Source organism: Kitasatospora sp. NPDC004745, from assembly GCF_042873275.1.
Taxonomy (GTDB): domain Bacteria; phylum Actinomycetota; class Actinomycetes; order Streptomycetales; family Streptomycetaceae; genus Kitasatospora.
Genome location: NZ_JBIALK010000006.1, coordinates 99483 through 123033, shown reverse-complemented (window position 1 = coordinate 123033; position 23551 = coordinate 99483). Strand labels below are relative to the sequence as shown.

Genomic DNA, 23551 nt, shown 5'->3' with positions numbered 1-23551 from the left:
GTCCGCCCCTCGGTCAGCCGAGTGCCCGGATCAGATGAACAGGGCCTCGATGACGCCGGTGTGGGCGTCCTTCAACTCGGCCAGCGAGACGGTGAACTGGCCCTGGACGTCCAGGGAGTCGCCGTCCACGACACCGATGCGGGTGGCCGGGAGGCCGCGCGCGGTGCACATGTCGTTGAACCGGAGCTCCTCGCTGCGCGGCACCGCCACGACGGCGCGGCCGGCCGACTCCGAGAACAGCAGGACGAACGGGTCCGCGCCCTCGGGCACGATGATCCGCGCGCCGTGGCCGCCCTTGAGGCAGCTCTCCACGAGCGCCTGGCCGAGACCGCCGTCGGAGAGGTCGTGCGCGGCGTCGATCATGCCGTCGCGCGAGGCGGCGATCAGGATCTCGCCGAGCAGGCGCTCGCGCTCCAGGTCGACCTTGGGCGGCAGGCCGCCGAGGTGGCCGTGGACGACCTCGGACCAGGCCGAGCCGCCGAACTCGTCCGCGGTGTCGCCGAGCAGGTAGAGCAGCTGCCCCTCCTCGGCGAAGGCGACCGGGGTGCGCCGGGTGACGTCGTCGATGACGCCGAGCACCGCGACCACCGGGGTCGGGTGGATGGCGACCTCGCCGGTCTGGTTGTACAGCGAGACGTTGCCGCCGGTGACGGGGGTGCCGAGCGCCAGGCAGGCGTCGGCCAGACCGCGGGTGGCCTCGGCGAACTGCCACATGACGTCCGGGTCCTCCGGGGAGCCGAAGTTGAGGCAGTCGGAGATCGCGAGCGGCTTGGCACCGCCGGCCGCGACGTTGCGGTACGCCTCGGCCAGGGCCAGCTGGGCTCCGGTGTACGGGTCCAGCTTGGTGTAGCGGCCGTTGCCGTCGGTGGCGACCGAGACGCCGAGGTTGGTCTCCTCGTCGATCCGGATCATGCCCGAGTCCTCGCCGACCGAGAGCACGGTGTTGCCGAGCACGTAGCGGTCGTACTGGTCGGTGATCCAGGACTTGGAGGCCTGGTTCGGCGAGCCGGCGACCTTCAGCAGGTCGGCCTTGAGGCCCTCGCCGGTGGTCGGGCGGGCCAGCCGCTCGGCCGTGGGGGCGTCGGCCTGCAGCGCGTCCTGCCAGCTCGGGCGGGCGAACGGGCGCTGGTAGGTCGGGCCCTCGTGGGCGACGGTCCGCGGCGGGACGTCGACGACGAGCTCGCCGTGCCAGAAGATCTCCAGGCGCTCGCCGTCGGTGACCTCACCGATGACGTTGGCGATGACGTCCCACTTCTCGCAGATCTCCAGGAAGCGGGCGACCTTGCCGGGCTCGACGATCGCGCACATGCGCTCCTGCGACTCGCTCATGAGGATCTCCTCGGGCGAGAGCGTGGTGTCGCGCAGGTGCACGGTGTCGAGGTCGATCCGCATGCCGCCGGAGCCGGCCGAGGCCAACTCGCTGGTGGCGCAGGACAGACCGGCGCCGCCGAGGTCCTGGATGCCCTTGACGAGCTTCTCGCCGAAGATCTCCAGGGTGCACTCGATCAGGAGCTTCTCCTGGAACGGGTCACCGACCTGGACCGCCGGGCGCTTGGCCGGCTTGGTGTCGTCGAAGGTCTCGGAGGCCAGCACCGAGACGCCGCCGATGCCGTCGCCACCGGTGCGGGCTCCGTACAGGATGACCTTGTTGCCGGCGCCGGAGGCCTGCGCGAGGTGGATGTCCTCGTGCTTCATGACGCCCACGCAGAGGGCGTTGACCAGCGGGTTGCCCTGGTAGCAGGAGTCGAAGACGACCTCGCCGCCGATGTTCGGCAGGCCCAGGCAGTTGCCGTAGCCGCCGATGCCCGCGACGATCCCGGGCAGCACGCGCCGGGTGTCCGGGTGGTCGGCCGCACCGAACCGCAGCGGGTCCATCACGGCGACCGGGCGGGCGCCCATCGCCAGGATGTCGCGCACGATGCCGCCGATGCCGGTGGCCGCGCCCTGGTAGGGCTCGATGTACGACGGGTGGTTGTGCGACTCGACCTTGAAGGTGACCGCGTAGCCCTGGCCGACGTCGACGACACCGGCGTTCTCGCCGATGCCGACGAGCATCGCGTCGCTCTGCGGCTTCTTCTCGCTGAACTGCTTCAGGTGGACCTTGCTGCTCTTGTACGAACAGTGCTCGGACCACATGACCGAGTACATCGCGAGTTCCGCACCGGTGGGGCGGCGGCCGAGAATCTCCCGGATGCGCGCGTACTCGTCCTGCTTGAGGCCGAGTTCGGCCCAGGGCTGCGCGGCGTCCGGGGTCTGCTCGGCGTTCTTGACGGTGTCGAGGCTCATCAGGCGTTCACCAGCTGCTTCAGGACGGAAGTGAAGAAGCCCAGGCCCTCGGTGGTCGGACCGGTGAGCGGCTCCACCGCGTGCTCCGGGTGCGGCATCAGACCGACGACATTGCCGGCGGCGTTGGTGATGCCGGCGATGTCGCGGTACGAACCGTTCGGGTTGACCTCCAGGTAACGGGCCACCACCCGGCCCTCGGCCTCCAGCTCGTCCAGGACGCGCTCGGCGGCGACGAAGCGGCCCTCGCCGTTCTTCAGCGGAACGACGATTTCCTGGCCCGCGGAGTAATCCCGGGTCCACGCGGTGCCGGCGTTCTCGATGCGCAGCTTCTGGTCGCGGCAGGCGAAGTGCAGCGAGTCGTTGCGGGTGAGCGCGCCGGGGAGCAGGTGGGATTCGCAGAGCACCTGGAAGCCGTTGCAGATACCGAGGACCGGCATTCCGAGCTTCGCCTGCTCGATGACGGTCTCCATGACCGGCGAGAACCGCGAGATGGCGCCGCAGCGCAGATAGTCGCCGTAACTGAATCCGCCCGGCAGGACGACGGCGTCGACCTGGTGGAGATCCTTGTCACGGTGCCAGAGGGCGACCGGCTCCGCGCCGGCGAGGCGGACCGCGCGCTGGGCGTCGCGGTCGTCGAGCGAGCCGGGGAAAGTGACGACGCCTACGCGGGTGGTCACTTCGCCTCCTCCTCGACCCGGACGGTGAAGTCCTCGATCACGGTGTTGGCGAGAAAGGTCTCGGCGGCTTCGCGGATACGGGCGAGCGCGGCGTCGTCGACCGGGCCCTCCACTTCCAGCTCGAAACGCTTGCCCTGGCGGACGTCGGCGATCCCGGTGAATCCGAGACGGGGCAGTGCACGCTGCACCGCCTGTCCCTGGGGGTCGAGGATCTCCGGCTTGAGCATGACGTCGACTACGACGCGTGCCACTGGCACTCCCGGTGGTGTCTTCGGTGAGGCGGGGGAACTCCAGACTACCGGCCGTTTCGGGCGGGATTGCTGGCCGGGGAGGGCGACGCGCGTAGACCCGAGACCCTTACGCCACAAGGGATCCGGGCCCACCGGGCTCCACCGGGCCCACCCGGTTTCCGGAGATTCGGCCCCCGGAACGAGAACAGCCGAAGAACACCCGAATACGGCACTCCGGGACAGATCGCCCCGTCCCGCGCTTCGGTATCCGGCACTCCGGCGAAGACACGTGAATATCCGGAAAAGAATGCCGGACTCTTCGATTTCGACCCCCTTCGGGTGCAGAATAGGGCCACCTGTCGCGGCAAGTGCTGCGTATCCGGCGGGCCACCCGGCCTGCCCGTATGCGCTTGCGCGAGTGGTGCACATCAGGCCCCCGACGCACCCCGCGGACCGGCGGCCGAATTGCCCGAGAGGATTGACACCCATGGCTCAGCGTGTAGTTGTCACGCTCTCCGACGACCTGGACGGCGGCGCCGCGGCGGAAACCGTCCACTTCGGCGTCGACGGGAAGTCGTACGAGATCGACCTGTCCGTGGACAACGCGGAAAAGCTGCGGGAGGCCCTCGCTCCGTTCGTCGCGGCCGGCCGCCGCCAGAGCCGCACCGGAAAGTCCTTCCGCCGCACCGCGCTCACCCCGGACCCGGCCGCCGTCCGCGCCTGGGCACTGTCCCGCGGCATGGAGCTCCCGGCCCGCGGCCGCATCCCCAAGCACGTGTACGAGGCGTTCGCCGAGGCGAACTGACCGCGTCGGGGCCGCGCCCCGGTCGCCCCGCCCGCCTGGACCGAAAGGGTGGGGCGACCACCCCGAACGATGCTGTAGAGTAATCCTCGTCGCCGCAACGGAGAGATCCGGACCGGCGGACGGTGCCCCACCAGGCACCGTGCGGACGTGGCTCAGTTGGTAGAGCATCACCTTGCCAAGGTGAGGGTCGCGAGTTCGAATCTCGTCGTCCGCTCGCAGTGCGCGAGCACAGCACAACAGAATATCTTGACCTGCGGACGTGGCTCAGTTGGTAGAGCATCACCTTGCCAAGGTGAGGGTCGCGAGTTCGAATCTCGTCGTCCGCTCCGAAACGAAGGGCTCCCTCGATCGAGGGGGCCCTTCGGCATTCCCCCGGAATGCCCCGGGCCGGTGACATTTGTCATCGCCGACCCGTGGATCCCCACCGCCGTCCGGTGACGGCGCGCACTGCCCGCGCGCCCCGGGCCGCGGAAGGCTGGAGGCATGGAAACGAGCCAGCCCTCCCGCCCCGGCGACAGCGTGATCGAGGTCACCGGACTGCACCGCCACTACGGCACCGGTGCCACCGGCTACCACGCCGTCCGCGGCGTCGACCTGACCGTCGGCCGCGGCGAACTGTTCGCCCTGCTCGGCACCAACGGGGCCGGCAAGACCTCCGCCATGGAGCTCATCGAGGGACTGGCCGCCCCCAGCGGCGGCACCGTCCGGGTGCTCGGCCACGACCCCCACCGGGAGCGCGTCGCCGTCCGCCCGCGGATCGGCATCATGCTCCAGGAGGGCGGCTTCCCCGGCGAGCTCACCGTCGGCGAGACCGGCCGCGCCTGGTCCGGGCTGACCACCGGGGCCCGCCCGGTGGACGAGGCGCTCGAACTCGTCGGCCTGACCCACCGCCGCGGCGTCCGGGTCAAGCAGCTGTCCGGCGGCGAACGGCGCCGGCTCGACCTCGCGATGGCCCTGCTCGGCCGCCCCGAGGTGCTCTTCCTGGACGAACCCAGCACCGGCCTCGACCCGGAGGCCCGCGCCGCCGTCTGGCGGCTGGTCCGCGAACTGCGCGCCCAGGGCACCACCGTGCTGCTCACCACGCACTACCTGGAGGAGGCCGAGGAGCTCGCCGACCGGCTGGCCATCATGCACGGCGGCCAGGTCGTGACCACCGGCACGGTCGCCGAGGTGATCGCCGGCCGGCCGTCCCGGATCAGCTTCGAGCTGCCCGCGTTCACCGGCACCGCGCTGCCGCCGCTGGCGGGCGCCGAGGTCACCGTCGACGGCCGCAAGGTCACCGTGCAGACCGCCGGCCTCCAGGACACCCTGCACGACCTGCTCGCCTGGGCCCGCCGGCACGGGATCGCGCTCGGCGCGCTGGACGCCCGCAGCGCCACGCTGGAGGAGGCCTTCCTCGCCATCGCCTCCGAGGCCGCACACCAGCCGCCCGCCCCCACCCCGGCCGCCCCCACCGCCCGCCGCCGCCTGATCGGATCCGCCCGATGACCACCGCCGCCCCCACCGCCACCGCCGCCGCCACCGGGCCGCGGAGCACCGTCGCCCGCCGGCTGCTCGCCCTCGGCCGCGCCGAGGCCACCCTGCTGCTGCGCAACCGCTCGGCGCTGTTCACCGCGCTGCTGCTGCCCCTCATGCTGATCGGCGGGCGGCACGGCATGCTGAAGCAGCAGGCCGACTCCCACCCCGGGCTGGACGTCGACTCGCTGCTGATCACCGGCACCATCGGCGGGATCCTGGCGTTCGTCGTCTACTACAACCTGACCGCCGCGTACGTCGGCCGGCGCAACGAGCTGGTGCTCAAGCGGCTGCGGACCGGCGAGGCCACCGACGTGGAGATCCTGGCCGGCACCGCGGTGCCCTCGGTGAGCCTGGCCCTGCTGATGAGCGGCGTCGTCGCCGCCGGCGGTGTCGCCGTGCTGAAGCTCGGTGCCCCGGTGAACCCGCTGCTGCTGGCCGCCGGGGTCCTGCTGAGCATCGGCACCATGATCGCGCTGGCCGCCCTCACCAGCGCCTTCACCAAGACCGTGGAGACCGCCGGCATCACGACCCTGCCCGTCCTGCTGGTCTCCCAGTTCGGCTCCGGCCTGCTCATCCCGCTGGAGACCATGCCCGACCGGATCGCCGACGTCTGCCGCCTGCTGCCCACCACCCCCGGCTTCCAGCTGATCCGCCTCGGCTGGACCGGCAGCGACGGCTCGGCCGCCGCCACCGGTTTCGGCGGCACCTGGGCGACCGCCCTCCCGCACCTGGTCACCGGCGCGGTCTGGCTGGGCCTCGCGCTCTGGGGCGCGGTCCGCTACTTCCGCTGGGAGTCGCGCCGCTGACGCACCCCGGCGGCACGCGGCACGAATCCGAGGAGGACCCCCCGGTTCGCCCTCTGATATGAAGGCAACAGCACGATCATGATCGAACAGGGGGACGGGCAGATGGAGATCCGGTCGCCGATGCGCGCCTGGCGGGGCTTCGGCAAGCCCAAGCGCTCCGAGCTCTACCTGCGCTGGTCGATCTACCTGATGCCGCTCGTCATGCTGCCCATCGCGGTCCTGATCACCAACTCCCGCGCCGACCAGCCGCACCCTCCGGCGGCCACCCGGGTCACCCTGGTCGTGACGCTGGCCGCCGTCCTGCTGGACCTCCGGGCCTGCGGCACCTCGCTCGACCACTACCTGAACCGGCCCACCGACCACCGGCGCTGGCTCCTCGCCAGCGGAGCCTTCACGGTGGCCGGCTGCTGGGCCGTCCTGCTGGCCCACCCCGTCCCCGACGCCCCGGGCGGCCCGGCGGGGCAGCCGTTCACAGCCGCGATCGCGACCATCCTGCTGAGCGGCGGCTTCGGGCCGCTCGCCGTCGGCCTGCCGCTGCGCTGGGCCTTCCCCGTGGCGCTCGGCCAGATCCTGCTGGTCGCCCCCGCGATGCTGCTGGCCGGAGTGACACCCGGCTTCGCCGTCGGCCTGCTGGTCGGCGACGCGGTGGGCATGCCCTTCGTCGTCGCCAGCTGCCGCAGCTTCGCCTGGCTGACCTCGGTGGTCTGGGAGCTGGACGCCGCCCGCGAGACGCAGTCCCGCCTCGCCGTCGCCGAGGAGCGGCTGCGCTTCTCCCGCGACCTGCACGACGTGATGGGCCGCAACCTCACCACCATCGCGCTCAAGAGCGAACTCGCCGTCCAGTTCGCGCGCCGGGGTCGCCCGGAGGCCGCCGACCAGATGGCCGAGGTGCAGCGGATCGCCCAGGAGTCGCAGCGCGAGGTCCGCGACGTCGTCCGCGGCTACCGCACCGCCGACCTGCACGCCGAGGCGATCGGCGCCAGCGCGGTGCTGCGCTCCGCCGACATCGCCTGCGAGATCGACCTCGGCGAGGACGCCGACCGGCTCCCGACCGCGGTGCAGTCGGTGCTCGGCTGGGTGATCCGCGAGGGCACCACCAACGTGCTGCGCCACAGCGAGGCCGCCCACTGCCTGATCCGGCTGCGGCTGGAGGAGGGCCGGGCGGTGCTGGAGCTGGAGAACGACGGGGTGCCCGGCCTGCCGCGCCCCTCCCGGGGCGGCGGTGCCGGCCTGCCCGGCCTGCGCGAACGGCTGGCCGCGCACGACGGCGAGCTGACCGTTCCGCCCGCCCGGGAGGGCACCTTCCGGGTGCTCGCCTCCGTCCCGATCTGACCCGACTGCCGGAGGAAGACCGACGATGACCGAGACCGTGCCCGTGCGCGTCCTGCTCGCCGACGACGAGCACCTGATCCGCGGCGCACTGGCCGCCCTGCTCTCGCTGGAGGACGACCTCGAGGTGGTCGCCCAGGCCGGCTCCGGACCGGAGGCGCTGGCGATGGCCCAGGCGCACCGCCCGGACGTCGCGGTGCTGGACCTGCAGATGCCGGGCAAGGACGGCATCGAGGTGGCCACCGAGCTGCGCAGGATGCTGCCGGACTGCCGCTGCATGATCGTCACCGGGCACGGGCGCCCGGGCTACCTCAAGCGGGCGCTGGAGGTCGGAGTGCGCGGCTTCCTGCCGAAGACCGTCTCGGCGGCCGACCTGGCCGGGATCATCCGGACCGTGCGGGCCGGCGGCCGCTACGTCGACCCGGAGCTCGCGGCGGACGCGATCAGCGCCGGGGAGACCCCGCTGACCCCGCGCGAGACGGACGTCCTGGAACTGGCCGCCGACGGCACCACGATCGCCGAGATCGCCGCGCGGGCGGCGCTCTCCCCGGGCACCGTCCGCAACTACCTGTCCTCGGCGGCCACCAAGCTGGGCGCCGAGAACCGGCACGCGGCGGTGCGGATCGCCCGCGAGCACGGCTGGATCTGAGACCCGGCCGGCCCGCGGGCGGTGGTGCGTCAGACCCAGGCGGTGCCGGTCAGCCGCTCGTAGACCTCGATGTACTTGGCGCGGGTCCGCTCGACCAGCTCGGCCGGCAGCTCCGGCGGGGGCTGCTCGCTGTAGCGGTCCCAGCCGGAGGCCGGGGAGACCAGCCAGTCGCGGATCAGCTGCTTGTCGAAGGACGGCTGCGAACGGCCCGGGCGCCACTCGTCGGCCGGCCAGTAGCGGGAGGAGTCCGGCGTGAGCACCTCGTCGCCGATCACCAGCTCGCCGTCCAGCAGGCCGAACTCGAACTTGGTGTCGGCCAGGATGATGCCGCGGTCGCGGGCGATGTCCCGGGCGCGCGCGTAGACGTCCAGCGTGGTGCGGCGCAGCTGGGAGGCGAGCTCGGCGCCGATCCTGCGGGCGGTCTCCTCGTAGGAGACGTTCTCGTCGTGCTCGCCGACCTCGGCCTTGAGCGCCGGGGTGTAGATCGGGGCGGGCAGCTCGGAGCTGTTCTCCAGGCCCTCCGGCAGGGCGATGCCGCAGACCGTGCGGCTCGCCTCGTACTCGCTGAGGCCGGAGCCCGCCAGGTAGCCGCGGGCGACCGCCTCGACCGGGACCATGTCCAGGCTCTTGCAGATCAGCGTGCGGCCCTTCCAGTCGGCGGGCGCGCCGGCCGGGACCTCGGTGGAGATCACGTGGTTGGGCACGATGTCGGCGATCCGCTCGAACCACCACAGCGACAGCTGGGTGAGGACGCGGCCCTTGTCGGGGATCTCGTTCGGGAGCACCCAGTCGTGCGCGGACATCCGGTCGCTGGCGACCATGACCAGCTCACCCGACCCGGTGCGGTAGAGGTCGCGCACCTTGCCGGTGTGCAGGTGGACCAGGCCGGGCACCTGGACCGGCTCGGGCTTGGTGACAAATCCGCTCAACGTGTCTCAGTCCTCAGGGGTCGTTCGGGGGCGTGGGGCACCGCGAAAGGGGAGGTCACTGCCCCCGCAGTCTTTCATGACCGCCGAACCGTGGTTCTTGCCGAGGCGGTCCAGCAGGTTGGCGGTGGCCCGCTGGATCCGCTCGTCGGTCAGCCCCGGGCGCCCCAGGGCGGGCGACCAGGCGAAGGTGCCCGCCGCGAACACGTAGGCGCCGCTGGGCGCCCGGTACAGCGAGGTCTCCTGGTGGCGGGTGCGGCCGGCGAGGTCCTGGTACGGCGAGTGCGCGAGCAGCACCCGCTCGGTGTGCTCGGGCAGCGCGACCTTCGGGTAGTAGCGGTCGGCCTCCCCGGCGACCAGGCCCGGCAGCTCGTCGCCCTCCCGCAGCCCGGTGCCGTCCCACAGCCAGTGCGCGGTGTGCCGGGCGACCATGGGGACGGGCGCGGCCACCCGGCCCGAGTACTGCAGGCCGAGCAGGTGCTGCTCCGGCTCGCCCGCGTCCCGCCACAGCGCGCTGGCCGAGCCGGGCACCCCGGCGGCCGGACTGCCCGGCCGGACCTTCTGCCGCTTGCGGCAGTTGAGCAGCCGGTTGGGCTCTCCGGAGGCGGCCGGGGTCAGCTCGACCCGCCAGTACATGGTGTTGGCGGAGAGGAAGACCAGCGAGGTGCCGCCGTCCCGGGCCCGCTCGACGACCCGGCGCATCGGCTCCGACCAGTACTCGTCGTGGCCGGGGAAGATCAGTGCCCGGTGCCGGTCCGGATCGACCAGCCCCGCGTGCAGGTCGGTGGCCGTGGCGTAGGAGAGGTCGTAGCCGTAGCGCTCGGCCCAGCGGATGAAGTCGTACGCGTGGCCCACATGCAGCGGCAGCCCGGCGGTGGCGTGCGGGCGGTCGAAGGAGACGGTGACGGCCGCCTCGGCCTCCCCCGCCAGACCGCCCCGGTCGTCCCAGGCGTGGTACAGGCTGGCGCCGCTGCGGCCGTCCTCGGGGAACAGGTTGTAGGCCTGCCACGTGACGTCGGGGACCACCAGCAGCAGCTCGGCCGCGTGCTCCTGGTCCTCGAAGTCCCGTACGGTGAACGGGATGTGGCTGCGGTGCAGCATGTCCGCGGTGGTCAGCACGGCGACGTACGCGCCGGGCTTCCAGTGCGTCGGGACCTGCAGCCGCCAGGAGTGCCACCAGTGGTGGCAGGAGACCGTCCGCTCGACCACCAGCGGGGCGGGCTGGGCCAGCCCGGCGATCAGCGGACTGGACGTCATGTGGCGGGCGCCGTCACCGCCGTAGTGGCCGATCCGGTAGACGTCCACGGTGAACTCGCGGGGCGGGTTGACCGTCACCCGGAAGTCCACCGAGCCGCCGGGGCGGATCACCCCGGCCGAGGCGAACCCCTTGATCTGCTGGTCCACGTCGTTGGCGCTCTGCGGCGTGCCGACCGGCGGCTTGGGCCGGGCCCCGGACGCCAGCGGACGCTGGCCGGGGGCGTCCACCGAGACGTACCAGGGGACGGCGCCCTCCGCACCGGCCAGGTACTGGTCCGGGCTGCGCAGCCAGGGCAGCGGCCCCTGGCCGAAAGGGTCGGAGACGCTGTACGCGTGCGTACCGGACTCCCACCGGCGGTTGAGTTCCGTCCCCACGCGCCCCTCCCAGGTGCACTCCCGCCCGGTTGGCACGTGCCCCCCGGATGTGCGTGCGGACTAATACACCACAGAGTGCTGTCACTGCGTCACCCAGTGGTGGCAATTGGTGCCGGGAATCTCGCCACCGGCCCGGACCGGGCCCCCGGCCTGCGGAGACGATCGTTCCGCCCGGCTTCCGGGGGCGCGCACCGGCGGCCCGAGCGCCGCCGGGCCGCCCCCGGGCCGGGGCCTCAGAGCCGCACGGGCTTCTCCAGCCGGACGTCGGCGGCGTCCAGCCAGGCCCGCAGCGGGCCGTCCTGGCCCTGCTCGACGGCCTGGGCGACCGGACCGGCGAGATCGGTGCGGCGCACCCCGCCGAGCAGCAGCACCGGACCGTCCAGCCAGTCCAGGCCGGGCCTGCCGCCCGCGGTGTCCACGGCCGCGCAGCAGACCATCGCGGTGACGTGGTCCACCAGCAGGTCGCGGCCGGTGCGGTCGGGCTCCAGCAGCGGGGCCGGGGCGGTGGTGCGGGCCAGCTGGGCGGTGAGCGCGGCGGCCAACGGCTCGCCCTCCCCGTCGGCGAGCCGGACCAGCAGCCGGGTGAGGGTCGGGGAGCCCGGGCGGGCCTGCGGGGCGAGCCGGTCCAGGGCGGCCTGCAGGGCCGCGGCCCCGGCCCGCCAGCCGGCGTCCACCACGTCGGCCGGGTAGTCGGACCACTCCAGCTCGTGCCAGGCGCCCGCCTCCGGACGCCCGAAGAACAGTTCGGCGGCGAGCCGGGAGACCGCCCGGTCGACGCTGCCGGGCTCCTCCAACAGGTCGCAGGCCGGGCGGTCGCCGAGCCGGTTGCCGTAGCCGTCGGCCAGGCGGTCCCGCCGGGAGAGCTCGGTGAGGGCGGCGACCACCCCGGCGTTGAGGTGCGCCGGGTGGCGGCCGAGCCGCCAGGCGGGCAGCGCGACCCGGGTGAGCAGGCGGTCCCAGCCCGCGTAGGCCAGCCCGACCTGCTCCTGGGCGGCGATCCGCAGGCCGTAGTCGACCGTCCGGGCCTGCTCGGAGGCCCGGGCCGCGACGGCGCGCTCCAGCTCCGCGGCGTGGCCGCGGCAGGCGCCGAGCAGGCGGCGGGTGATCCCGCCGGTGACCCGGTCGGCGAGCGCGGCCGGGCCGCGGCGGGCCGGCCGGGGCGGGCCCGCCAGGTTGCCGCCGCCGAGGCCGGGGGCGGCGCCCTGGCCCGGGTCCAGGCTGGCGTCCAGGCTGCGCAGGAAGCGGCGGGCGGCGGCGATCTCCGGGTCGGCGGAGGCGGCGGCGCCGGCCACCACCGGGGCGAGCAGGGCACGCAGCTCGTCGGCCCGCATCCACCACAGGAACGGCGAACCGATCACCAGCATCGGGCCGGGCGGCTCGGCGTGCGGCCGGAACGGGCGGGCCGACCGCACCGGCGGGAGGTCCTCCAGCCAGCTGTCGCAGTCCGGGGTGAGGGCGAGGACCGAGGGCGCGGGAACGTCCAGCCGGTCGGCGAGCTCGCCGATCAGCCGGTACAGCTCGGGGGCCTCGGCGCGCGCCAGCGGGACGGCCGGGGTCTGCGGCGGGACGGCCCGCCGGTAGGCGCGGGCGGTCAGGCCGGCCACCAGGAGGGCCAGCGCGGCCACCGCGCCGACCACCCAGCGGGCGGTGTCCCACCCGGCGGCGTCGGCGGAGCCGGGAGCGCCGATCCGCCCGGTGAACCGGCCCGCGAGCAGGACCACCGCGACGGCGGCGGGCATGGCGGCGGCGGCCAGGGCGAGACCTCGGACCCGCAGGACCGCCTGGGCGTGAGCGCGCGCGGTGTCGACTGCGGCCATACGGTGCGGCACCCCCTTCGGAGCCCCCGGGCACCCGGTGACGGGCCCCTGAGCCGACTCGAAACGATCAGTTACGACCGGGAAACGGAGGCGTCCGATCCCGGGCAGTGCGTGCTGCGTGGCGCTTCTGCCATTTTCGACGCCCCGGCGCGGGTGGGTGTTCCGGATCGCCCCGGTTTCCACTCGTCCCGGTGACGCCGCCCGGATTCCGGACGACCGCGACCGGTCCGGTGCGAAGCACCCGGGCGACCGCCCGGCCGGACGCCGTCCAGCATCCCCCCGCCGGAGCACCGCTACCCGGCGGCGACCCCGGCGCGCGTCCGCGCCGCACTGCGATCCAGCGCACCATAAGGCCGTCCGCCCGGTTACGTCAGCCGGATGCGGGTGCTGTCACCCGATGGGCTGGATTCCGGCCGCCGAACGGTGCGTCGGCGCCGTCGGCCGCTCCGGCCCGGGAAACGCCGCGGGGCGCTGCGTCCATGGGGGGAAAGCCCACGGCACGCAGCGCCCCGCGGGCGCGTGGCGGCGGCTGCGCGGCGGCCGCCGGACAGGTCCTAGGCGGTGGCCGCCTTCAGCGCGATGTCGGTGCGGTGCTGACCACCCTTGAGGGTGATCCGGTCCACGGCGGCGTACGCGCGGTCGCGCGCCTCGCCCAGGTCGGCGCCGGTCGCGGTGACCGACAGCACGCGGCCGCCGGCGCTCAGCACCGCGCCGTCCGCCCCGTACCTGGTGCCGGCGTGCAGGACGAACGCGGTGCCGTCGGCCTCGGCCTCGGCCAGGCCCTCGATCGGGTCTCCGGTGCGCGGCGCCGCCGGGTAGCCCTCGGAGGCGACGACCACGGTGACGGCCGCGTCCTCGTCCCAGCGCAGCGGCTCCAGCTGGTCCAGGGTCCCGGTGCCGGCGGCCAGCAGGACGGCGGCCAGCGGGGTGCGCAGCCGGGCCAGCACGACCTGGGTCTCCGGGTCGCCGAAGCGGGCGTTGAACTCGATCACCCGGGTGCCGCGCGAGGTGAGCGCCAGACCCGCGTAGAGCAGGCCGGAGAACTCGGTGCCACGGCGGCGCAGCTCGTCGACGGTCGGCTGCAGGACGGTCTCCAGGACCTCCTCGACCAGGCCGGCGGGCGCCCACGGCAGCGGCGAGTAGGCGCCCATGCCGCCGGTGTTGGGGCCCTCGTCGCCGTCCAGGGCGCGCTTGAAGTCCTGTGCGGGCTGCAGCGGGACGACGGTGGTCCCGTCGGTGATCGCGAACAGCGAGACCTCGGGGCCGTCCAGGTACTCCTCGATGACCACGCTCCCCCGGCCCTGACGGCCGGGCGACTCCACCATGCAGGACGCGGCGTGCGCCAGCGCCTCGGCGCGGTCGGAGGTGACCACCACGCCCTTGCCGGCGGCCAGGCCGTCGTCCTTCACCACGTACGGCGCGCCGAAGGCGTCCAGCGCCTCCGCGGCCTCCTCGGCGGTGGTGCAGACGTAGGAGCGGGCGGTGGGCACGCCGGCGCCCGCCATCACGTCCTTGGCGAAGGCCTTCGAGCCCTCGAGCTGGGCCGCCGCCGCGGACGGGCCGAACACCGGGACGCCGGCCGCGCGCACGGCGTCGGCGACGCCGGCGACCAGCGGGGCCTCCGGGCCGACGACGACCAGGGCGGCACCGAGCCGCACGGCCAGGTCGGCGACCTGCGCGCCGTCGAGCTGGTCGACCGGGTGGACCGTCGCCACCTGCGCGATCCCGGCGTTGCCCGGGGCGCAGTGCAGCTCGGTCACGGCGGGATCTTGGGACAGAGAGCGGCACAGGGCGTGTTCGCGGGCGCCGCCGCCGATGACGAGGACCTTCACGCTTGGCAAGGGTAGCCGGTGGCCGGTTCGGGCCGTTCCCCGGTCCCGTCGGATCCTCCAGGAAGGGAGCTCCGTACGCCCACGACGCTGGAGGAACCTCCAAACCGGGCCGGGCCGGATGCGCGCCGGGTGTCCGGGTCAGGACGGCGGGTCACCGGAGCCTCGCTCGGACGGGTGAAATCTCGCCGACCCCCGCATCCCTCCCACCTCGGGTTCCGGTGGCCGAATCCGGTAACGATCATCCGGGAAGCGACCCACGGTCAGCCATTTGGCGGTAAGAAGTGCTGTTGGACAACCACCGGCAGACGCCGCGTCAGCCGATGAGCCGCCAGAACCACCAGCCCGCCCGCCACAGGGAGCCTCACAGGTGAGCCAGCCGGAAATGCAGCCCGAGGAGAGTGCCTGGGGCAAGGAGATCGGCGAGGAGGACCAGCCCGCCGCGATCGTCGCCCGCCGGGCCTCCACCCGCCGCCGGACCGATCTGAGCGCCCGCCAGTTCCCCCTCGGGGACTGGGGCGAGCCCGCCGAACGGCTCGAGGAGCTGTACCGCTGGTCCGAGGAGCGGGCCGTCGAGGCCATCGACTGGTACCGCCGGGACCGCGTCTGGAAGCGCCGCTGGGCGCGCCTGCTGCGGTTCGGCTCGGCCGGCTTCGCCGTGGGCGGGGTGACCGCCCCGCTGGTCGACCTGACCGGCACGGTCGCGCACGGCACCAGCTGGGGCTACGTCGGCCTGGCGCTCTCCGCCGCCTGCTACGGCACGGACCGGGTGTTCGGCCTCACCTCCGGCTGGATGCGGGACGTCAGCACCGCGCAGGCGCTGCAACGGCGCCTGGAGGCCTTCCAGTTCGACTGGGCCTCGGAGTGCGTGCGCGAGGTGCTCGGCCCGACCGAGGGCACCGCGGGCGAGGCCGCCGAGCGCTGCCTCGGCGTGCTGCGCCGGTTCTGCGAGGACGTCTCGGACATGGTCCGCACCGAGACCTCGGAGTGGATGCTGGAGTTCCGCGCCTCGATGACCCAGCTGCCCACCCAGTCCCCGGGGACGTGGGGCGGGCGCAGCGAGACCGGCGTGGGCGCCCAGGTGCGGGTGCTGCCGCCGCCGGGCACCCGGCCCACCATGCCGCGCCAGCGGCCGCCGGAGGGGCCGCTGCGGTAGGCCTGCGGCGGGGCGCCCGCGGCGGCGCGGGGCCGGGCCCGGAGCCGGGCACCGAGCCGGACCGGGCCGGGGACGCGGAGCCCGGGGCCGGGGACGCGGGGCCCGGGGACGCGGAGCCCGGGGCTCAGGCGAAGACGACCATCGATCCCTGGGTGAGGCTGCGGGTCGCCGCCGCGTACAGACCGGCCCAGGCGTGCCGCTCCCGGGCGAAGGGGTGCAGGTCGTCCAGCGGCGGCCCGAAGGGCTGCTCCAGGCCGGTCGGGCCGAGCGGCCTGGTCGGGCCGGGGGGGTTGAACGGGTCGATGCCCAGCGCCGGGGCCACGGCCTGCAGCTCGCGCAGCAGCCCGTGGCTGGAGCCGAGCGGACCGCCGGAGGCGAGCAGCGCCTCGTCCACCAGCGGCGTCGCGAACTCGATCGGCACGTAGGCGCCGGCGTGGTCGAAGTGCCAGACCAGGTGCGACTGTTCGGCGCTGCTCTCGAACATCTCCAGCAGCTGCTCGTAGTCCCCGCCGAGCGAGTCCACCGGCGTGATGTCCAGACCGGTGAGGCCCAGCAGGTAGGCGCGGCGCAGGAAGTGCAGCGAGTCGTAGTCGAAGGCCGCTATCGGCTCGACGGCGCCGCTGATCCCCGGCACGTACTGGTAGACCGGCACCTCGGGCAGCCCGCGCGAGGCCAACACCGAGTTGTAGAGCGCGAGGTCGTCCCGGAAGGGGTTGTCGGGGCTGTGGCTCAGCACGTCCACGAGCGGGACGAGCCAGAGGTCGCAGGCCATGGCCGGCAGTTCCTCTCCGGGCGGCGGGATCGCCCGCGGGGCGGGGCGACGACGGGGGCGGTGTCGTTACCCGGGCGGCCGCGGTACGGGGCGCCCGGTTCGACGACCGCCCACCCTACCGGCCCGGGGCCGGGTACGGGTCGGGCCGGCCCTGCGGCGCCTCGGGCGGCGCCTCCGGCAGCCGCCGGGCGAACCGTCCGTGCACCGAGCGCGGCTGCGGCACCAGACCGAGGCCCAGCCCGAGCTCCCGCCCCAGCTCCCGGGCGACCTCCTCGCCCGGCCGGCGGCGCCCCGGCCCGGTCCGCTCGGCGGGCCCGGCGGGCGGCGGCGGTGCGGCGGCCTCGGCCGGAGCGGCGGGCGGGGGCGGCGCCGTTTCGCCGTCCAGGGGCCCGGTGAGCAGTCCGAGCACGGTCACGGACTCCAGCGGCCGCCCGGCCAGCTCGGCCAGCAGCCGGGCGGTGAACAGGTTGTACTCGCAGATGATCCGGTGCGCGCCGGTCAGGTCCCGGGCCTCGACGGCGTCGACCAGTTCGAGGTGGCGGTCCCAGCAGACCCCCGCGAGGACCGGCATCTCCCGCAGGTAGGGCGCGGCGAACATCCAGGACTGCACCCGCAGCCAGTCCAGGTAGCCGCTGATCCGGCGGTTGCCGGCCAGGGCGGCGACCTCCTGCCAGAAACGGCGGTCGCAGCCGACGATCACGTCCAGGTTCCCGGCCCGGGCGGCCCGGACCGCCGCGTCGGCCCGGCGGCGCAGCGAGGGCAGCCGGCTGAGGTCCGGCAGCGCCCGGCGGGTGGAGAACTGGCGGTAGAAGCTGTCGGTGAGCAGCACCCTGGACTCGAAGATCTCCAGGAAGTCGTCCCAGCCGAGCTCGGGCACGGTGAATCCGCGGTGGTGCTCGGCCCTCAGCAGCCCCTGGGCACCGAGGTCGACCAGGGCCTCGCGGGCCGGCGTGGCCGAGACCCCGTACAGCTCGGCGATCTCCTTGACGGTGAAGTTGCGGCCGGCCGCCAGCCGACCGGCCATCATCTCCTCGCGCAACGCCCCGGCGATCTGTTCGCGCAGGCTGTTGCGGTGGATGACGGGGCGGGTGTCGCCGGCGCCGTTGCCGGACATGCGCGCGACCTCCTCGGGCGGGCCGGCCGGGTGGGCCCTCGGCGGACCGGCCGGGGACGGCGGGGAACACGACGAGTGCTCATCTTCTCAAACCCGCCCCGAGCAGGCGCTGACCCACCCCCCGGACGAGCCGGATCGCCCCCTCTCCCGGACCGGGCAGGGCGGGCCGGACCGGGCAGGGCGGGCCGGGCAGGGCGGGCCTAGGTGCACGGCCCGCCCCGGCCGCCCCGGGCCGCGGGTCAGCGCTGGACCGGCGCCGGGATCCCGAGCAGACGGTCGCGCAGCACCGGGAACTCCGCGCGGGCCTTGGCCACCTCCGCCGGGTCGAACTCGACGGTCAGCACCTCCTCGTCCGCCCCCGCCTCGGCCAGCACCCGGCCCCACGGGTCCACCACGATGCTGTGCCCGGCCTGCTCGACCCCGCCGTGCGTCCCCGCGGTGTTGCAGGCCAGCACGTACGCCTGCTCCTCCACCGCCCGGGCCCGCGCCAGCAGCGTCCAGTGCTCGCGGCGCCGGGCCGGCCAGGCCGCCGGGACGACCAGCAGCTGGGCGCCGGCGTCCAGCAGGGCCCGGAACAGCTCCGGGAAGCGCAGGTCGTAACAGGTGGCCAGGCCCAGCGTCGCGAAGTCGGTCGGCGCGGTGACGATCTCCTGGCCGGCACCCATCACCACCGCCTCGCCGCTGTCGAAGCCGAAGCGGTGGATCTTGCGGTAGGTGTGCACCAGCTCGCCGTCCGGGGCGAACAGCAGCGAGGTGTTGTAGATCGGCCCGTCGGGGTCGCGCTCCACGATCGAACCCGCGTGCAGCCAGACCCCGGCCGCCCGGGCCGCCGCCGCCATCACGTCCGAGGTCGGCCCGTCCAGCGTCTCCGCGCCGTCCGACCAGAGGTCGTAGGCGAAGCCGCCGAGCGCCCACAACTCGGGCAGGACCACCAGGTCGGCGCCCTGTTGAGCACGGACCAGGGCGGCGGCCCTGGCACGCCGTTCGGCGGGCGGCTCCTCGTCGGAGACCGCGAGTTGGATCAATGAAGCGCGCACAGTACCACCGTCCACGGCAAGAGACCTACGATCGTCACCCGAAAGCGCTGCCCAGCTGTCTCCCGGCAGCGTAACGTGCGGTTAGCGTGTGCGCCCGGAAGCCGGACCATCCCGGCCGACCGGGGAGGGCGGGCGCAGGCGGCAAGGAAGCTGACGGAGGGCCGGAGATTCCCGTGACGGACAACCAGACCGTGCAGGCTTACACGGACGCCTGGACGCAGAGCATCGAGTCCATATCGGAGCTGGTCGCCCCCCTCCCCGAGGGCTCCTGGAACCGGGCCACCGAGTGCCCCGGCTGGTCGGTCCGGGACGTCGTCTCGCACATCATCGCGGTCGAGTCCGAGCTCCTCGGCGACCCCCGCCCGATCCACTCGCTGCCGCGTGACCTCCGCCACGTGACCACCGAGTTCGCCCGCTACGTCGAGCTGCCGGTGGACAAGCGCCGCTGCCACACCGCGCTGGAGATGACCAGCGAGCTGGAGTACACGGTCATCCGCCGCTCCCGGGCACTGCGCAACGCCAAGCAGACGCCCGAGGAACCGGTCCGCCGGCCGGCCGGACCGCTCAGCCACGACGTGCCGTACCACGAGCTGCTGCGGCTGCGGGCCTTCGACGTCTGGGTGCACGAGCAGGACCTGCGCCGGGCGCTGGGCACCCCCGGCAACCTGGACTCCCCGGCCGCCCTGATCACCCGGGACGTCCTGCTCGGCCTGCTGCCCAAGGCCGTCGCCCACCAGGCCGGCGCCCCGGCCGGGACGACCGTGGTGGTGGACGTCACCGGCCCGGTGGAGTTCCTGCGCACCGTCCGGGTCGACGCGGCCGGCCGCGGCACCGTGGACGAGTCGATCAGCCTGGCTCCGGACGTCCAGCTCACCATGGGCTGGGAGACGTTCGTCCGGCTCGCCTGCGGCCGCGGTCGCCCCGGCCCGGTGGGCGTCGAGGGGGACAAGGAGCTGGCCGAACGGGTCCTGGCCACCTTCGCCGTGACCCCCTGACCACCTGCGCACACCACCCGGCGTGCACGAACGAGCGCGCGCCGGGTGGGCACCACTCGTGCGTCCATCCGTCAACCTGACGCCAGCACCTCACCTGTTCGGCCTCGTTGTTCCGGGCACTCCAGCCATCACCCGGAAGAAGGAGGGGCGTCCCCATGGACGACGAACAGCAGGAACGGATGGAACTGGTGCGGTCGAGCTTCCCCGGCACGGGGCAGCCGATCCGCGTCGTGATGATCGACGGGGAGCCGTGGTTCGTCACGGCGGACGTGTGCGCGGTACTCGGCCGGCAGAACCCCAGCCGGGTGCGCCACATCGTCGACCCGGGGCACACGCGGGTCGTGAACTCGCGCTCGCTGAACCTAACCTTCGCGAAGGTTAATCACGTCTCCGCAGGTCAGAAACCCTACGAGCGCGGTAACCCGATGCTCAACGTGATCAGCGAATCCGGTCTGTACCGGCTGATCATGCGGTCGAACAAGCCGAACGCCCGGCCCTTCCAGGAGTGGGTCACCCGCGACCTCCTCCCCTCCGTCCGCCGCGGCGACACCGACGCCCCCGCCCAGCAGCGGCGGATGGCGGAGACCCTGACCGAGGCGATCGGGCAGCAGGTGCAGATCGTCGCGGAGATCGAGCACGAGGACTGGCCCGGCCTGACCGTCCGCTCCGACGGGACGGTGCACTGCCGGCACGGGGAGATGACCCTCCACCTCCCGGGCCGGGAGGAGGACGGCGGGCCGCCGTACGGGGCGTACTTCGCGTGCCCGGGCGGGGAGCGGGTCGGCATCCGGGGCAGCCGGGTCGTCCCGGGCTGTCCGAAGCTGAAGCTGGTGGACCTGATCCGCCTGCGGGACGGTGCGGTGGGGCAGCCTGCGCGGGCCGCGGCCGCGGCCGCGCATCCCGCACCCGCACCGGTCATGCCGCCGGAGGGCACCGTGCTCTGCCTGATCGACCGGGCCAGGATCTACGGACGGCCGTCGGAGGTCACGGAGGTCCTCCGGGGCATCGGGCTGTAACGGCGGGGGGAGAGACCGCCGGCCAGCGGCCGGATTGCCTACGCCTCGGCCGCGCCGACCTTGCGCCGGAGCCGGAGGATCATCACCAGGCCCACCGCCAGCGGGACGTACTGCCAGCAGAAGGCCCAGCGGAAGGCGTCGGCGGAGTAGCCGCCGGCGCCGTCCGGGGAGAGGGCGTCGAGCAGGACGCCGATGCCGAACAGGGTGATCATCGTGCCGATGAAGCCGCCCATGTTGACGATCCCGGAGGCGGTGCCGAGGCGCTCCACCGGGTTGCGGGCGCGGGCGTAGTCCAGGCCGACCAGGGAGGCCGGGCCGTTGCTGCCCATCACCACGATGATCCCGGCCAGCAGCCAGAGCGGCGGGTGGCCGCCGGGCCAGGCCAGCACCAGGGCCCAGCCGAGTCCGGTGGTCGCGACGACGGTGAGGACGATCGGCATCCGGGCCCGGGCCGTGGCGGAGAGCAGGCGGCCGAACAGGAAGCCGAAGGTCATGTTGCTGAGCACCAGCAGGGTCAGCAGCCCGCCGGCCTCGGCCCGGGTCAGGCCCTGTGCCTCCACCAGGTAGGGCAGGCCCCAGAGCAGGCCGAAGGCGTTGCCGGGGAACTGGGTGGTGAAGTGCACCCAGAGGCCGAGGCGGGTGCCGGGCTCGCGCCAGCAGGCGAGGACCTGGCGGCCGACCTTCGGCCGGTCCCGGTCCCGGTCCGGGTCTCCGGCGGGCCGGTCGGCGGGCCGTCCGGCCCCGGAGTCGGGCGCCTCCCTCAGCAGCAGCGCGACGAGCGCGAACACCGCGACGCCGAGCAGCGAGATCGCGGTGAAGGTCGGCGTCCAGCCCTCGCGGTGCAGGGCCTGCGCGAGCACCACGGTGGTGATCAGGTTGCCGCCCATGCCGGCGAGGCCGGTCAGCTGGGCCACGAACGGGTTGCGGGCGGCCGGGAACCACCTGGCGGCGATCCGCAGCACGCTGATGAAGGTCATCGCGTCGCCGCAGCCGAGCACCGCCCGGGAGGCCAGTGCGGGGGCGAAGGCGGAGCTGAACGCGAAGGCCAGCTGCCCGGCGCTGAGCAGGACGACGCCGAGCAGCAGCACCCGCCGCGGCCCGAACCGGTCGACCAGCAGGCCGACGGGTATCTGCATGGCCGCGTAGACCAGTACCTGGAGGATCGAGAAGGTGGAGAGCGCGGAGGCGCCGATGCCGAAGCGGTCGGCGGCGTCCAGTCCGGCCACGCCGAGGCTGGTGCGGTGGATCACCGCGAGCACGTAGACGCTGACGCCGACGGACCAGGCGAGCCAGGCCGCGCGCCCGCCGGGCGGGGACGGCGCGGGGGCGGCCGGGGGCTCGGCGGTGGTTCGGGGAGCGGGGACGGATCTGGGCGCGGCTGAACTGGCGGGCTCCACGGTCATAGTGCGAACAGCGTAGTCATCCCATGATGGGAGGCCCAGTGCGGGGGCGGTCGGTCGCCCACGAACGCGCACGACGGCGGGTGCGTGCGCCCGGCCTCAGCCGGTGACCGTCCAGGACACCGAGCGGGTCATGTAGCGGTCCCGGAACGCCTCGTCGCGCACCCAGTCGGTGGTGTCCCGGACGGTCGCGGTGACGGTGGCCGTCCGGCCCGGCGCCAGGTCGAGCCGCGCGGTGTCCAGCGCGCCGCCGTCCGCGGGCTGCGGGGTCACCGGGACGCCGTCCACCCGCCACTCCACCCGGAGCTGGCGCGGGCCGTTCAGCGGCAGCGCCCGGACGTCCAGCCGGGGGCGCCCGGCCACCTCGCCGGGCGGCGGCACCGGGTTGTCGGTGGGCCGGACCCGACGGTAGAGCTCCTCGATGATCGCCTCGCGCGACGGCAGGTTGTAGGCGCTGCCCAGGGTGCGCATCACCGAGTCGGGGGTGGGCCGGTAGAGGCCGTTGGCGCTGCGGTACGCGCCGACCGTCCCGGCGCCGTCGGGGGACTCCGCGCCCAGCCAGCGCCACCACTTGGTCTGCCTGCGCCGCATGTCGTCGGCGTTGAGGGTGGAGAGGTTCGGGTACTCGGCGTCGTCGGGGGCGCTGTCGTACTCGTCGCCGAGGTCCCCCACGGTGTGGCCGATCTCGTGCTGGATGATCCGGCCGGCGTCCGGGCTGCCGCCGGCCAGCGTGGTCACTCCGGTGCCGCCGGCGCCGCCGTACTCGGTGGAGTTGGCGAGCGCGATCAGGTACTGCGGCCCGGCGTCGTCCCCCGCGTACCGGGCGGTGGCGGCCTCGTCGGCGCAGAGCAGCCGGGCGGTGCCCTCGCACCAGAAGTGCATGCCGAGCGGGGTGGCGGGGTTGCGGCCGCGGCTCTCGCTCTCGGCTATCCCGGAGACCGGGGAGACCACCTCGACCCGCCGTATGTTGAAGAACCCCTGGTAGGTGCGGAACGGTTCGATGTCCATCAGAGCGTGCCAGGCCCGGTCGGCCTGCTGGCGGAACAGCTCCTGTTCGGTGGCGGTGTAGCCGTCGCCGAGCAGCACCAGGGTGATCCGGTTGGCCGGCTCCCCGGTGCGGCGCACGTCGACGGTGGGTGCGGCCGTGACGGTCCGGTGGTCGGCGTGCTGGGCGGTGTGCGGCGGCACCGCCCGGTCGGCGGGGGCACCCGGTCCGATCACGCCGAACGGCGAGGGGCCGACCAGCTCCAGGGCGGCCGGGAGTACGGCGGTGGACACCAGCACGAGCGCGGCCAGACTCCGGACGAGACGGCCAGGGTTGCCAGGCGGCATACGGGTGCGTCCTCAGGGCTCCGGTCACCCGGCGTCGCCCGGGTGGTGGAGCGGAGACGTACCCGCACCGGCGTGTCGCCCCTACCGGGTGACGAAAAAGTCACCGACCTGGCCGAATGACCCACACCAGGCCAGTCATTCCAATGAATCGGATCCCTTCACGCCACGGTCCTACCGCGCCCCCTCAGCACCCCTCCCGAACCGCCTCCCGGTCAGTCCCTGCGG

20 protein-coding genes and 2 tRNA genes are annotated in these 23551 nt (G+C 74.0%); 10 read left to right on the top strand and 12 right to left on the bottom strand.

Features of this window, described 5'->3' with window-relative positions:
* Positions 1-30: 30 nt before the first annotated feature.
* From purL to purS, 3 genes are read right to left on the bottom strand one after another with little or no spacing between them, the layout of a single operon-like run.
* Positions 31-2286, bottom strand: a complete 2256-nt coding sequence (purL, locus tag ACFYUY_RS13625) for a phosphoribosylformylglycinamidine synthase subunit PurL (protein WP_360205871.1) — start codon at positions 2284-2286, stop codon at positions 31-33.
* Positions 2286-2963: a phosphoribosylformylglycinamidine synthase subunit PurQ gene (gene purQ / locus ACFYUY_RS13620; RefSeq protein ID WP_360205874.1), complete on the bottom strand. Its 678-nt coding sequence runs from the start codon at positions 2961-2963 to the stop codon at positions 2286-2288. The genes purL and purQ overlap by 1 nt, the downstream gene beginning before the upstream one ends.
* Complete coding sequence (gene purS, locus ACFYUY_RS13615) at positions 2960-3214, bottom strand: phosphoribosylformylglycinamidine synthase subunit PurS (protein WP_350606827.1); 255 nt, start codon at positions 3212-3214, stop codon at positions 2960-2962. Before purS ends, purQ begins: the two co-directional genes overlap by 4 nt.
* Before the next feature lie 466 nt (positions 3215-3680).
* Here purS and ACFYUY_RS13610 point away from each other — a divergent pair, with 466 nt between their 5' ends.
* The 7 genes from ACFYUY_RS13610 to ACFYUY_RS13580 all read left to right on the top strand — a co-directional run bounded on the left by ACFYUY_RS13610 (position 3681) and on the right by ACFYUY_RS13580 (position 8300).
* Positions 3681-3998 (top strand): Lsr2 family protein, encoded by a 318-nt coding sequence (locus tag ACFYUY_RS13610; protein WP_030056585.1) that lies wholly within the window; start codon positions 3681-3683, stop codon positions 3996-3998.
* Between the two features lie 141 nt (positions 3999-4139).
* Positions 4140-4212: transfer RNA gene (locus ACFYUY_RS13605), tRNA-Gly, on the top strand.
* Between the two features lie 39 nt (positions 4213-4251).
* Positions 4252-4324 (top strand) — tRNA-Gly (locus ACFYUY_RS13600).
* Between the two features lie 157 nt (positions 4325-4481).
* A complete protein-coding gene (locus tag ACFYUY_RS13595) occupies positions 4482-5486 on the top strand; it encodes an ABC transporter ATP-binding protein (RefSeq protein WP_387900568.1) in 1005 nt (334 codons plus the stop codon).
* Complete coding sequence (locus ACFYUY_RS13590; protein ID WP_387900566.1) at positions 5483-6322, top strand: ABC transporter permease; 840 nt, start codon at positions 5483-5485, stop codon at positions 6320-6322. The genes ACFYUY_RS13595 and ACFYUY_RS13590 overlap by 4 nt, the downstream gene beginning before the upstream one ends.
* Before the next feature lie 78 nt (positions 6323-6400).
* On the top strand, positions 6401-7654 hold the full coding sequence (locus ACFYUY_RS13585) for a sensor histidine kinase (protein WP_387900564.1): 1254 nt from the start codon (positions 6401-6403) through the stop codon (positions 7652-7654).
* Positions 7655-7679: 25 nt separating this feature from the next.
* Complete coding sequence (locus ACFYUY_RS13580; protein ID WP_360205886.1) at positions 7680-8300, top strand: response regulator transcription factor; 621 nt, start codon at positions 7680-7682, stop codon at positions 8298-8300.
* A 29-nt stretch (positions 8301-8329) separates the two neighbouring features.
* On the opposite strand, the gene ACFYUY_RS13575 is transcribed toward ACFYUY_RS13580, so the two are convergent.
* The 4 genes from ACFYUY_RS13575 to purD form a co-directional block, all read right to left on the bottom strand.
* The gene (locus ACFYUY_RS13575; RefSeq protein ID WP_360205889.1) at positions 8330-9229 is read right to left on the bottom strand and encodes a phosphoribosylaminoimidazolesuccinocarboxamide synthase; all 900 of its coding nucleotides are present in this window, start codon (positions 9227-9229) and stop codon (positions 8330-8332) included.
* A 6-nt stretch (positions 9230-9235) separates the two neighbouring features.
* Complete coding sequence (locus ACFYUY_RS13570; protein ID WP_360205892.1) at positions 9236-10858, bottom strand: N,N-dimethylformamidase beta subunit family domain-containing protein; 1623 nt, start codon at positions 10856-10858, stop codon at positions 9236-9238.
* Between the two features lie 233 nt (positions 10859-11091).
* A complete protein-coding gene (locus ACFYUY_RS13565) occupies positions 11092-12675 on the bottom strand; it encodes a hypothetical protein (protein ID WP_387900561.1) in 1584 nt (527 codons plus the stop codon).
* A 554-nt stretch (positions 12676-13229) separates the two neighbouring features.
* Positions 13230-14507, bottom strand: coding sequence for a phosphoribosylamine--glycine ligase (gene purD, locus ACFYUY_RS13560; RefSeq protein WP_360205897.1), 1278 nt, complete (start codon positions 14505-14507; stop codon positions 13230-13232).
* A gap of 367 nt (positions 14508-14874) precedes the next feature.
* Between purD and ACFYUY_RS13555 the strand changes: the two genes are divergently transcribed.
* The gene (locus tag ACFYUY_RS13555; protein ID WP_360205900.1) at positions 14875-15660 is read left to right on the top strand and encodes an SLATT domain-containing protein; all 786 of its coding nucleotides are present in this window, start codon (positions 14875-14877) and stop codon (positions 15658-15660) included.
* Positions 15661-15784: 124 nt separating this feature from the next.
* Here the strand turns inward: ACFYUY_RS13555 and ACFYUY_RS13550 are convergent, their stop codons facing one another.
* The 3 genes from ACFYUY_RS13550 to ACFYUY_RS13540 form a co-directional block, all read right to left on the bottom strand.
* Positions 15785-16432: a hypothetical protein gene (locus ACFYUY_RS13550; RefSeq protein WP_360205903.1), complete on the bottom strand. Its 648-nt coding sequence runs from the start codon at positions 16430-16432 to the stop codon at positions 15785-15787.
* Between the two features lie 115 nt (positions 16433-16547).
* Entirely contained in the window at positions 16548-17546 is a 999-nt protein-coding gene (locus tag ACFYUY_RS13545) for a GntR family transcriptional regulator (protein ID WP_360205906.1), read from the bottom strand.
* A gap of 239 nt (positions 17547-17785) precedes the next feature.
* Entirely contained in the window at positions 17786-18583 is a 798-nt protein-coding gene (locus ACFYUY_RS13540) for a carbon-nitrogen family hydrolase (protein WP_360205909.1), read from the bottom strand.
* A gap of 173 nt (positions 18584-18756) precedes the next feature.
* On the opposite strand from ACFYUY_RS13540, the gene ACFYUY_RS13535 reads away from it, so the two are divergent.
* Entirely contained in the window at positions 18757-19578 is an 822-nt protein-coding gene (locus tag ACFYUY_RS13535; protein ID WP_387900559.1) for a maleylpyruvate isomerase family mycothiol-dependent enzyme, read from the top strand.
* A 155-nt stretch (positions 19579-19733) separates the two neighbouring features.
* Positions 19734-20594 (top strand): Bro-N domain-containing protein, encoded by an 861-nt coding sequence (locus ACFYUY_RS13530; protein WP_387900557.1) that lies wholly within the window; start codon positions 19734-19736, stop codon positions 20592-20594.
* 38 nt (positions 20595-20632) lie between these two features.
* Here ACFYUY_RS13530 and ACFYUY_RS13525 read toward each other — a convergent pair whose 3' ends face one another.
* Positions 20633-21997 carry a nitrate/nitrite transporter gene (locus tag ACFYUY_RS13525; RefSeq protein WP_387900555.1) on the bottom strand — a complete coding sequence of 455 codons (1365 nt, stop codon included), beginning with the start codon at positions 21995-21997 and terminating at the stop codon, positions 20633-20635.
* Positions 21998-22093: 96 nt separating this feature from the next.
* Entirely contained in the window at positions 22094-23326 is a 1233-nt protein-coding gene (locus ACFYUY_RS13520) for a M64 family metallopeptidase (RefSeq protein ID WP_360205921.1), read from the bottom strand.
* Positions 23327-23551: the final 225 nt, after the last annotated feature.